The sequence below is a fragment of the Shimia sp. FJ5 genome (genome assembly GCF_032918335.1).
Taxonomy (GTDB): Bacteria; Pseudomonadota; Alphaproteobacteria; order Rhodobacterales; family Rhodobacteraceae; genus Shimia; species Shimia aestuarii_A.
This window is the reverse complement of record NZ_JAWJUV010000003.1, coordinates 88,725-99,250: the sequence shown is the minus strand read 5'-3', so window position 1 is coordinate 99,250 and position 10,526 is coordinate 88,725. Positions and strand designations below refer to the sequence as shown.

Annotated in this window: 11 protein-coding genes; 7 read left to right on the top strand and 4 right to left on the bottom strand. The window is 59.7% G+C overall.

Features of this window, described 5'->3' with window-relative positions; translation table 11 throughout:
* Positions 1-73 precede the first annotated feature (73 nt).
* Positions 74-1,315, top strand: coding sequence for a methyltransferase domain-containing protein (locus tag R1W01_RS11155; RefSeq protein WP_297756600.1), 1,242 nt, complete (start codon positions 74-76; stop codon positions 1,313-1,315).
* A gap of 68 nt (positions 1,316-1,383) precedes the next feature.
* Here R1W01_RS11155 and R1W01_RS11150 read toward each other — a convergent pair whose 3' ends face one another.
* The 4 genes from R1W01_RS11150 to R1W01_RS11135 all read right to left on the bottom strand — a co-directional run bounded on the left by R1W01_RS11150 (position 1,384) and on the right by R1W01_RS11135 (position 5,113).
* Positions 1,384-1,713 (bottom strand): hypothetical protein, encoded by a 330-nt coding sequence (locus R1W01_RS11150; RefSeq protein WP_243612129.1) that lies wholly within the window; start codon positions 1,711-1,713, stop codon positions 1,384-1,386.
* Positions 1,714-1,942: 229 nt separating this feature from the next.
* Complete coding sequence (locus R1W01_RS11145; RefSeq protein ID WP_317275230.1) at positions 1,943-3,139, bottom strand: serine hydrolase domain-containing protein; 1,197 nt, start codon at positions 3,137-3,139, stop codon at positions 1,943-1,945.
* A 96-nt stretch (positions 3,140-3,235) separates the two neighbouring features.
* On the bottom strand, positions 3,236-4,258 hold the full coding sequence (locus R1W01_RS11140) for an AraC family transcriptional regulator (protein WP_297756602.1): 1,023 nt from the start codon (positions 4,256-4,258) through the stop codon (positions 3,236-3,238).
* Between the two features lie 114 nt (positions 4,259-4,372).
* Positions 4,373-5,113: an IclR family transcriptional regulator gene (locus R1W01_RS11135; protein ID WP_243612132.1), complete on the bottom strand. Its 741-nt coding sequence runs from the start codon at positions 5,111-5,113 to the stop codon at positions 4,373-4,375.
* A gap of 144 nt (positions 5,114-5,257) precedes the next feature.
* Between R1W01_RS11135 and R1W01_RS11130 the strand changes: the two genes are divergently transcribed.
* The 6 genes from R1W01_RS11130 to R1W01_RS11105 are packed head-to-tail and all read left to right on the top strand — an operon-like array spanning position 5,258 to position 10,524.
* Positions 5,258-6,247: a TRAP transporter substrate-binding protein gene (locus R1W01_RS11130; protein WP_243612133.1), complete on the top strand. Its 990-nt coding sequence runs from the start codon at positions 5,258-5,260 to the stop codon at positions 6,245-6,247.
* A 60-nt stretch (positions 6,248-6,307) separates the two neighbouring features.
* Positions 6,308-6,835, top strand: coding sequence for a TRAP transporter small permease (locus R1W01_RS11125; protein ID WP_297756603.1), 528 nt, complete (start codon positions 6,308-6,310; stop codon positions 6,833-6,835).
* Positions 6,832-8,109, top strand: coding sequence for a TRAP transporter large permease (locus R1W01_RS11120; RefSeq protein ID WP_243612135.1), 1,278 nt, complete (start codon positions 6,832-6,834; stop codon positions 8,107-8,109). Before R1W01_RS11125 ends, R1W01_RS11120 begins: the two co-directional genes overlap by 4 nt.
* Positions 8,110-8,112: 3 nt before the next feature.
* Positions 8,113-9,165 carry a dihydroorotate dehydrogenase gene (locus R1W01_RS11115; protein WP_297756604.1) on the top strand — a complete coding sequence of 351 codons (1,053 nt, stop codon included), beginning with the start codon at positions 8,113-8,115 and terminating at the stop codon, positions 9,163-9,165.
* Positions 9,166-9,212: 47 nt separating this feature from the next.
* The gene (locus R1W01_RS11110) at positions 9,213-9,545 is read left to right on the top strand and encodes a cupin domain-containing protein (RefSeq protein WP_243612137.1); all 333 of its coding nucleotides are present in this window, start codon (positions 9,213-9,215) and stop codon (positions 9,543-9,545) included.
* Between the two features lie 58 nt (positions 9,546-9,603).
* Positions 9,604-10,524 carry a DUF6282 family protein gene (locus R1W01_RS11105; RefSeq protein ID WP_297756605.1) on the top strand — a complete coding sequence of 307 codons (921 nt, stop codon included), beginning with the start codon at positions 9,604-9,606 and terminating at the stop codon, positions 10,522-10,524.
* Positions 10,525-10,526: the final 2 nt, after the last annotated feature.

Genomic DNA, 10,526 nt, shown 5'->3' with positions numbered 1-10,526 from the left:
GAGCGATAAAACCTCTGGGCAAGCGCAGCCGTTCGTCCTTCTCCAATTTACGTGAAGATCCAGGGAGTATTCCATGCACGCTGAGTCCCTCAAGAACATGCAGCGGTTCTATGATGACTACGTCGCGCCGCATCTCGGGGCGCCGGACGACAACCTGCGGATCGTGGACATCGGGTCAATGGACGAGAACGGTAGCTACCGAGAGATTTTCTCGGGCCCTGCCTTTGACTATGTCGGGGTCGATCTCGTGGCGGGAAAAGGCGTCGATCTGGTGGCGGAAGACCCTTACGCCTACCCTGTTCCGGACGATGACGCGGATATCGTGGTCAGTGGTCAAATGTTGGAGCATTGCGAATTCTTCTGGAAAGCGTTTGAGGAAATGGTGCGGATCGCCAAACCCGGCGCGTTCATCGTCTTGATCGTGCCTTCGCACGGTCCGATTCACAGATACCCCGTCGATTGCTACCGGTTCCTCCCGGACTCGATGACCGCCCTCGCGAAATATGCTGGCTGCGATCTCATTGAGAGCTGGCATGATACAGAGAGTGAATGGGGCGATCTTGTTGGTGTCTTCAGGACCACTGCGCCGACAAAGGACCAACTCGCGTCAGAACAGGCCGTCCAACTTGGGGGGCGCAACTATGTGAGCTATATCACCGACTTCCTGGAAGCACGTGGTTCAAATGCGCACCTCGAGATTGGAACCTTTCATGGCCAATCGCTCGCTCCCTTGACCTGTACGACCCTTGCGATTGATCCAGAGTTTCAACTCCGCAAGCCTGTCATGGGCAAGAAACAGGCGGCATTCCTATTTCAGACGACGAGTGATGCGTTCTTTGAAGCGCATGACCCTTGCCATTTCCTGCAAAGCCCGATCACCTCTGCTTTCCTGGACGGGATGCACCTCTTCGAAGCGCTGCTACGGGATCTGTTTCACACAGAGAGATACTGCACGCCCGGCGGGGTCATCTTCCTGCATGACTGCCTACCGCTCAGCGTCGAGATGACCGTGCGCGAACATGCCGACGTACCCCGAGACGGGCCTTATCCAGAGTGGTGGACCGGAGATGTCTGGAAACTGGTGCCGATCCTGCGGAAATACCGGCCTGACTTGGAGATGACCTTCCTTGATTGCCCGCCGACTGGGCTTCTCATGCTCACGCGGCTCAATCCGCAGGACAGGACGCTGGAAGACAACTACGACAAAATCGTGGAAGAGTTCATGGATCTGGAGCTCGATGAAGACGGGCTTGCCGCTCACCTCGCAAGCTGCCCTCTGCGATCTTCAGAAGAGCTACTAGAGGACAACCCCTAGTCCCCCGCAATAAGAAAAGCCTCCACGCATCGGCGGAGGCTTTCGAGACATCTATACCTTGGAGACGCTTAGCAAACGTCCGCGTAACCGAGGCTGAACTGCGGGCGATCATTGATGAAGTCATAGGTCAGCGTCGTGGCAACATCGCCATCGAAAAGATACCCCACACCCGCATCAAGGCCGAAATAGCCGCCATTGTCGAAGAAGTAAGACACACCAGCAGCACCCACAACAGACTGTGCCTCATCATCGGTGAGAAGTTTGAGGGTCAGACCGGTAGACACCGGCGCGCCACCGCCGAAGTTGAAAGCAAGGCCGAACATCACCGTCGGATCAGCCATTGCTTGCGATGTCAGAAGTGCTGAGACGAGCGCGGTGGAGGCCTTGAGCTTGTTCATCGTTCTACCTATTCGTGTGCTTCATTTGAAAATAGCAGTGAAATGAAGAGCTGTATAGGGTCGTGTGACAGGGATCACCGCGAGAACCGCCCTCACAGTGCCGAAAGGGCGCATAGTCATCACGAGGTAGAGGGGCCAAAGCGATCCCCGACGCGTCAGGCTGTGGCGCCTCATCGCGAACGGGGCGCCCCTGCGCCCCGCTCCTCAACGTCTTGCAGTCGATGCGCGACTATTGCGAAAGCGCGGCGTAGACGGCGCTCTCGAAATCCATGTATCCCCCAAAAGAGACGCCATCCGCGAACGGCAAGATCTGTGTCGCCCAATAGCCGCCGACCCCGTTCTTGCGGTCGATCCAATAGTAGCTGTTCGCAAGCCCAGCCCAGCCGATTGCTCCGGCAGGACGGCCTGTCGGGGCCTCTTCGGAATTCACCATGAAGGTATAGGACCAATCCTTGGCCAACCCCGGAAAGAACTCTGCATCATTTGACAGCGAAGGGATCACACCAGGCAGCATCTTGACCTTCTGCGGCGGCACGAGAGCCCCCTGCACGGCCCACTCAACCGTTTCCGGCCGTAGCACCCGCCCATTCGAACCGGCCCCGTCACTCAGCCACATCCGGATAAACTTCATATACTCCGGCACCGTGGCATAGAGCCCGTGGCCGCCCATATCGACCTCGGGGTTATCGGGAAGCGCGAAGTCGTCCATCGGAAGCAGATCGCCGTCCTCTCCACGCGCATGGATTGTGGCGGTGCGCGCCTTCATGTCAGACGTCCGGGTAAAAGCGATGTCCTGCATGCCAAGCGGATCGAACACCCTGTCCCGCATCACTTCGCCAAGACGCTTCCCGCGGATGCCTTCCACGACCTGCCCGACCCAGTCAATGTTCGAGCCGTATTCCCACTTCGTGCCCGGATCGAAGAGCAGAGGCGTCTCGATGCAGGCGCGGCTCGCGCTGACGACAGATGGCTGGCCCTGCTCTTCAGCAAGCCGCTTGTAGACCTCGTTGAAGAAATCATAGCCAAAACCGGCGGTATGCAGCATCAGTTGGCGTGTCGTGACCTCGCTTTTCGGTGCACGCAGACGGGGCGTGCCGTCAGCCTCAAAACCGTCGATCACCTGAATATCACCGAGAGCCGGGGCATATTCCTTTGCGGGCGCATCGAGGTCCAGAAGTCCCTCCTCGACACATTGCAGAGCCGTGGTGCCCGCAATGGCCTTGGTCGTCGAGAAAATGGCGAACACCGTATCCTCGGTCATTGGCTCACCGTCCAAACGGCGCTCACCGGCCGCACCGGAATAGATGTCGGCATCGCGGTCTGTCACCATTGCAACGACGCCGGGGACACGGCTTGGGCCAGTCGCCAGACTGTCGAGAACGGCGTCACAGCGGGTTTTCAGGGTCTTTGTGTGGATGTCTTTCATTGGTTCCTCCCTTGAAGACGTGCAGGGAAGAATGCGGCACTTGCGGCTGGCGCGCTGTCCTCGATCGGCATGCCCTGTCCGATTTCGGAAGTCGTTTTAGTGGCGACGGGACGGACCTGCCGAGCGTAGCCGGGTCTGCGAGGGCGTTTCGCCATATCTTTCGCGATATCGACCCGCCAGCGCCCCGAAATTCGAGAACCCCCAATCCGTCGCGATCGAGGTGACAGTCACATCGCCTGGCATCGTCTCGAGGTCTTCGCGAAACCCCTCAAGGCGCCGCGCAGCAAGAAAAGCCCGCGGGGAAATCCCGCGGAACTTCTGAAACCCACCCGACAGCGTGCGCGCAGAAACACCGATCCGTTTCGCGACATCGCCAATGGAGGGCGCGTCTCGCGCTTCGGCTTCCAAGATTTCTTCGGCAGCTCGCACATAGGCTGGTGCAGCACAGCGCGCCCCCGCTTCAAGGTTCAGCCCCGCCGAAGAGGCCCACTGCCGCAACAACTCGACGCAGAGCAGCTCTTCGATATGCCGTGCCAGCACCGTGTCGGACGCAAGACCGCCATCCTGCGACAGTGCCCGCGTGGCATAGTCGAGCAGCGCAGGCCAAGCAGACGAGGCGCCACCAATCTTGACGCGGCTCGTCCACAGGCGGTCATCGGGGACAAAACCAAACCACCGCTCCGCCATATCCTCCATCGCCTGATGTGGGATCGTCAGGTTCAACTGCATGTGGTCCGCATCACCCTCAAGCCAGTATTCAGCCCGAGAACAATCAACCACGAAGCTCTCCCCGGCACCGGTGCCGACAGATCCGCCATCAGTCTGGTGATCCAAAGCACCGCGCAGCGTGTTCAGAACAAGGATGTTCCCGGCATCTGGATCGAACCGGTCAAGATGAATGCCGGTGCCATAGGCAAACCGGGTCATGGTTACGCAGCCTGCCTTCGCGGAAATCATGGTCGCGTCAGGGCGCGAGAGACGGTCCAAAGGCCGCACGCGATAAGGCATGTAGACGGTGCGGCAGAACTCCTCTACCTCGTCCCAATCCGCTGAATGAGTCTTCTGTCGGTGCCGGATCGGCTCCCCGAGTGCATTCAGAACAAGCGCATGTTCCAACAAAACCCCGCTCCTCCTCGTGGTTTCGCGGGCACTGTAGCACATCTCCCTCACAGCACTAACAAAGCGTTGACGCGCGTGCAGCCCGCGAGAGACCGGCTGCCTTTACCTAAGCGCCTAGCCGCCCTTTGGCCGATAGCCTCGAGCGACTGAAATCGCGACCGACAGTTTCTGAACCGTCTCGACATGGTCTTGGGCTGGCGGGTCTGTAAGGTGTTGAATGGACCCAACGAGCGCGACAGTCGCTATGAGGGAATTCGTGTGATCGAAAACCGGGGCCGCGATCACGTTTACGCCCAATAGTGTCTCTTGCGGTGCGCAAGCAAAACCATGCGACCGCACCTCTTTGATTCGATCTCGGACCCTTTCCGGGCTGGTCAGCGTCTTGGGAGTCAGCGCGGCAAGCTCGCCCTTCAACGTTTTTTCGGTCAGAGCCGGGCCACCGAAGGCCATCGCGACCTGTCCCTGCGCCGTCGCATGAAGGGCAAGTTCGCTCCCCTCCCGCACGCCGATCTCAATCGGGTGGGTGCCGTGCAGAGCGGAGATCACGCTCAGGCCGCCCTTATTTACAAGGCTCAAGACAACGGCAAGGCCGGTGTCGTTGCGGGCGGCGCGCATTGGCTCTCGACCGACTTCCGCAAGGTTCTGGATCGCAGTCGCCTGCTGGCCGATGATCCATGCCTTGGTGCCGAGTTGATACCGCCCAGACGCAAGATCGCGCATGATCCAGCCGGTTTCCTCAAGTGTATTCAGATGCTTATGGGCTGCGCTCTTGACGATTCCCACGGCTTCCGCGATTTCTGTCTGGTTGAGCGCGACATCCGAGAACGCGATTTTTTCTATGATTGTCAATGCCATATCAGATGTCTTGACGCGTGATGTAGCCATGGCCTCCGTCCGATCTTTTCCGTCCCTGCAAGCATATTGACATGCCTTCAGAAAAAATGTCAGTCTCATTTTGAGAACTATGGTTCTTATATTGAGAACTTAAGGGAGGATCAAATGAAATTTACGACAGCTTTCGGAGGAATTGTGGCTGGCCTTGCATTCAGCGCGGCCCCGGTTCTGGCGCAATCGGTGACGCTGACACTTGGCCACGCGGTTTTCGAATCTCACCCTCTGCATGACGCAGCGGCGCGTTTTGCGGACGCCGTGGACAAACGGTCCAACGGCGACATGAAGATCGATATCTTTCCCGCGCGACAGATGGGTGACGTGAAAGAGCTGATGGAAGGCGTGCAACTGGGCACCGTGGACATGACAGTGAATTCGTCCTCGGCGCTTGCCACGCTTGATCCGGCGGTGGATGCGTTCCAATTGCCATACGTGATGGAGACCTATGAGGACTTCGCTCGTATGGCCGTATCGCCCGAAGCGCAGGCGATCATGGACAATCTGGGCAGCCACGGCATGATTGGGCTCGGCCTCTATGAGGGGGGACAGCGCCACTTTCTTACCACCGGTGACGCGGTCGCGACGATGGAGGATTTCGGCGGGCTGAAGACGCGTGTCGCCCCGACCGAGCTTTTCCTCGATATCTGGAAAGCGACCGGCGTGAACCCGACTCCGATGGCCTATGGCGAAGTTTATTCTGGTCTGGAAACCGGCACAATTGATGCCGTTGAGATCAACCTGACCTCGATCCAGTCCGAAGGACTTTTCGACGCGGCCAAGAACGTGACCCTGATGGGACACTATTTCTGGCCCGGTATGCTGTTGATCAACAAGGCCGTCTTCGATGGCATGACCGAAGATCAACAAGCCATCCTGCGCGAAGCGGCCGCCGAGGTTGTCGAGCCGCAAGTGATGGCGGTCAAGGCCTACGATGAAGAGCTGAAGGTCAAGCTCGCCGAAGAAGGCGTAAGCCTCACCGAAGCCAGCGAGGCGCTCAAGGCCGACCTGCGTGAAGCGTGGAAGCCGGTTCTGAAGAAATACTCAGACCGGGATCCGTTGATTGCGGATTTCGTTGAAGCCGCCACGTCTGGCGACTGATACGCTGGCTTGACCAAGGGCCCCGCGCTGCGGGGTCCCCCCCAAATTCAGGAGTTTGAGATGACGGCCCAGGTAGAGCCGCCAGCCCTGCCGCGCATTGTGCGCGCATATCTGGCGATCCTTGAGACAATGTTGATCACCGGCATGGCTGCCGTAGTTATCATCGCCGCGCTACAAGTCTTTTTCCGCTATGTCGTCGGCGCTTCGCTGTCGTGGTCAGAAGAAGCACTGCGCTATACGATGATCTGGATTTCGTCGCTTGGCGCCGGGCTTGCCTATTCACGCGGCGAGATGATCGGCATGACCATACTGGTGAACCGCTTGCCGCGACAGATCTCGTTGGTGGTGCAGATCGCAGGCCGTCTCTTGGTTCTTGCGGCCATGGGGCTGGTGGTGGTCTACGGTTGGCAATTCGCGGTGAAGACCGGCGATGGCCGCGCCGTTGCGCTACCGGTGACGATGTTCTGGCTGCACATCTCCATCGCAGTCAGCGCCCTCCTGATTTCAATCCATATTCTGGCAAGCATGATCGGCCTCCTTCGCGGGCCGCAGAATCCTGATGCCGAACCCGTGGTGATTATCGAATGATCTGGCTCGCTGTAATTTTCTTCACGACCCTGCTGATGGGGGTTCCGATCGCTTTCGTGCTCGGTCTTTCGTCGATCGGGTATTTCATCGCCACCGACAACTTGCGGTTCCTCGTGGCCGTGCCCCAGCGAATGTTCGCAGGACAGGACAGCTTCATCCTGCTGGCCATCCCGCTGTTCATTCTGGCCGGCAACCTGATGGATGTCGGCGGCCTGACACAGAGGTTGGTCGGTTTTGCCAACTCGCTCGTAGGCCGGTTCCGGGGCGGACTGTCTTTGACCGCGATCTGGGGCAGCTTCCTGTTTGGCGGCGTCAGCGGATCGGCGGCAGCCGACGCTGCGGCGCTTGGCACCGTGCTGACGCCCGAACTGAAACGGCAGGGATATCACGAGGATTACTCGGCCGCGCTGATTGGCGTGTCCTCGATCATGGCGCCGCTGGTGCCACCATCTATCGCAATGATCCTCTACGGTGCCCTCTCCGGCACCTCCATTTCGAAACTCTTCGTCGCGGGCATCATACCGGGCGTGATTCTGGCTGTGATCCTGTCGGCCTATGCCATGCTGATCGCGCATCGCCACGGCTATCCGAAACTGCCCGCAATGGGGCTGATGGACATCCTGCGCGCCCTTGGCAAATGCGCCCCGGTGCTCCTTCTTCCGATCATTATCATCGGCGGCATCCGCGGCGGCGTTGTGACCCCGACCGAAGCCGCGGCCGTGGCCGTCGTCTATGCGCTGCTGGTGGCGGGTCTCTGGTATCGGGCGCTCTCAGTCTCGCGTCTGCGGCATGTTTTCCTGAGAACTGCGACAGTCAGCGCCGCAATCTATCTTCTGATCGCTTTTGCCCATGTCCTGTCCCTGATCTTCTCGATCGAGCGGCTTCCGCAGGCGGTTGTGACGACGCTGTCAACGGTGTCGGACAACAAGTGGGTCATTCTCATCATGGTCAACATTATCCTGCTGGTTCTTGGCATGTTCCTCGACACCGTCGGCATCCTGATCCTGACCGTTCCGGCGCTGATGGCCATCGGGGCACAGCTTGGACTGGACCCGGTGCATCTGGGGGTGATCGTCGTGTTCAACTGCCTGATCGGGTTCGCAACCCCGCCCGTGGGCTTGTGTTTGTACGTGATGTCAGGCGTCACCAAACGCCCAATCGAGGCGATCTCGATCCATGCGCTGCCGATGGTTGGCTTGGCCATCCTCGTTCTGGGGATCATCACGGTCTTCCCGGGGCTCGTCTTGTACCTGCCGAATGTTCTGGTGGAGTAGCGAATGAACCGTCTTGAAACACATATCGGGGATATCACCCTGAAGAACCCGATCATCGCGGCGCCTGCCGAACACATGATCGCCGACGGTGGTCTTCGCGCTGCGATCGACGCCGGTGCTGGCGCTGTCGTGGTCAAATCGACCAATGAAAGCCAGGCCGCCAAGGCCCAACTTCGCGCGGCGGAATATGTGGCGCTGGATACGCAATGGCAGCCTGTCACATGGGGGGCGAATGCCGATCCGTCGACAATGATCCTGTCGCGCTCAGGTCTACATCCGCTGGGCTTCGAGGATTGGCTGGCGCAATGCGTTTCCCATGATCGGATTGCGCGGGACAACGACTGTCTGTTGGTGCCCAGCTTGATCCTGGCCGATCTGGACCGGGCCATCGACATGGCATTGGCGGTTCAGTCGGCCGGCCTTCGCGTGCTGGAGTTCAACATCGGCACACCTTACGGGCGCGAAGCGGCCAAGGGCGCTGTCTCCACGGAAACCGCCGCGGACCGTGTGGGAGCGCTGACGCGGGCAATGACTGAAAAGCTGGACATCCCCGTCTGGGTCAAGCTGACCGGACAATCGAGCGACGTTCCCGATCTGGCGGCCTCCGCCGCAGATGCCGGGGCGCAGGCATCGATTGTTGCGGGGCGATTGCTCGGAATGCTGCCGGATCTCGAAACGATGCAACCCATGCTAGGTACCTCCGGCGGCTTCGGCGGCTTCTGGAACCTGCCCCTGACCTGCCACTGGCTGGCGCTCTGCCGTGCGGCTCTCGGTCCGAACGACGCGCTGATCGGGATCAACGGGATCACAGGTGGCCACGACGTTGCGCGCGCTCTGCTTTCTGGGGCGTCAGCGGCGGGACTTGCCTCGGCGGTCATGCTGCGCGGGTTTGACGTCATCTCGGACAGCATTTCCGAGCTCGACGCCTATTGCCATGCCAAGGGAGTCACTGTGGTCGATCTGATCGGGCGCGCGGCCGACGCCCGCAAGGCCTTTGCCGACATGCCCGAACTCGACAACCACTGGCAAAGCTTTGTCCCGCCCCAAAGCAAATAACGAACCCTTTGCGCCCCTAGGCGCGCCACCTTTCTGGAGGACATGAGATGAACATTCACACGATCAACTGGAACAGCATGGAGTGGAAACAGATCCGCCCCGGCGTCGAACAAAAGGCGTTCTCGGGCGAAGGCGCGACCGTCGCCCTGCATCGTCTACAGCCGGACCACGAGCCCAAGCCGCACAAGCACCCGCACGAACAGATCGCCTATATCGTTTCCGGATCGGTTGATTTCCATGTGGGCGACGACGTCGTGCGCCTGACGCCCGGCGGCATGCTGGTCGTGCCCCCGGACACCATGCACTACGCGGTCGTGGTGGGCGATGAGGAGGTCCTCAATCTCGACGTCTTCACCCCGCGCCGGCCCGAATACGCCTAAGTCGCAAATCCAGAGGGGCGGCACAAGATGCCGACCCCACTGCAAAAGGAAAATGGCAATGATCGACATCATCAAAACCGAGCGCGAGGAAGACGCGCGTATCTCAGACATCCTGCAAGGCGCGGTCGATCCTCATGTCCATAGTGGCCCGTCAATCGCCCCTCGCGCGATTGACCATCTCGCCTTGGCCAAGGTCTATTCCGAGGCCGGCCTGCGGGCGGTGGTGACAAAGGACCACGATTATTCCGGTGTCATGTGCGCGCAGATGATCCGTGACCACTACCCGGATCTGACGACCAAAGTGTATTCCGGCATCGTCCTGAACAACGTTGTCGGTGGTCTAAACGCCTACGGGGTCGAACATACCGCCGCGATGGATGGGCGTATCGTATGGCTGCCGACGCTTGCCGCTGAAAACCATCTGGAGTGGGAAAAGTCCGCAGGCTGGTCGCACCCCGCCGCCACGGCAAAGATCCGTCCCGCAACCGCCGTGCCTCTGTTCGAAGACGGCAAGATGCGGCCAGAGCTTTTGGACATTCTTGATGTTGTCGCCGCCACCGGGCTGGCCCTGGCCAGCGGGCATATCCATGTGTCTGAAACGAAACAGGTCTTCGCCGAGGCGCGCAAGCGCGGTGTGGAGCGGCTCATCTTTACCCACCCCGAAGACATTGTCGGTGCGTCGTTCGACGACATGAAAGAGATCGCCGCGATGGGGGCCTATGCCGAGCATTCGCTTGCGTTCTTTGCCGAAGGCTCGAAGTTCCGCAACCGCACCGAAGAAGAGCTGCGTGCCTTCATTGATTGTGTTGGGCCTGAACGGACGATTCTTGCGTCGGACCTTGGGCAAGTGGGCACCCTGACACCCCTCCAAGGCATGCGACGTGGCATCGCGACCTGCCTTGCGCTTGGGTATTCCGATGCTGACGTGCGGGCCATGGTTGCGACCAACCCGGCCACCGTCATAGGTCTTGAGGGATAAGC

What these genes read in the sequence shown, in the direction of transcription:
- R1W01_RS11155 (WP_297756600.1), top strand. Translation starts at nt 74, where the DNA reads ATGCACGCTGAGTCCCTCAAGAACATGCAGCGGTTCTATGATGACTAC.
- R1W01_RS11150 (WP_243612129.1), bottom strand. Translation starts at nt 1,713, where the DNA reads ATGAACAAGCTCAAGGCCTCCACCGCGCTCGTCTCAGCACTTCTGACA.
- R1W01_RS11145 (WP_317275230.1), bottom strand. Translation starts at nt 3,139, where the DNA reads ATGAAAGACATCCACACAAAGACCCTGAAAACCCGCTGTGACGCCGTT.
- R1W01_RS11135 (WP_243612132.1), bottom strand. Translation starts at nt 5,113, where the DNA reads ATGGCATTGACAATCATAGAAAAAATCGCGTTCTCGGATGTCGCGCTC.
- R1W01_RS11130 (WP_243612133.1), top strand. Translation starts at nt 5,258, where the DNA reads ATGAAATTTACGACAGCTTTCGGAGGAATTGTGGCTGGCCTTGCATTC.
- R1W01_RS11125 (WP_297756603.1), top strand. Translation starts at nt 6,308, where the DNA reads ATGACGGCCCAGGTAGAGCCGCCAGCCCTGCCGCGCATTGTGCGCGCA.
- R1W01_RS11120 (WP_243612135.1), top strand. Translation starts at nt 6,832, where the DNA reads ATGATCTGGCTCGCTGTAATTTTCTTCACGACCCTGCTGATGGGGGTT.
- R1W01_RS11115 (WP_297756604.1), top strand. Translation starts at nt 8,113, where the DNA reads ATGAACCGTCTTGAAACACATATCGGGGATATCACCCTGAAGAACCCG.
- R1W01_RS11110 (WP_243612137.1), top strand. Translation starts at nt 9,213, where the DNA reads ATGAACATTCACACGATCAACTGGAACAGCATGGAGTGGAAACAGATC.
- R1W01_RS11105 (WP_297756605.1), top strand. Translation starts at nt 9,604, where the DNA reads ATGATCGACATCATCAAAACCGAGCGCGAGGAAGACGCGCGTATCTCA.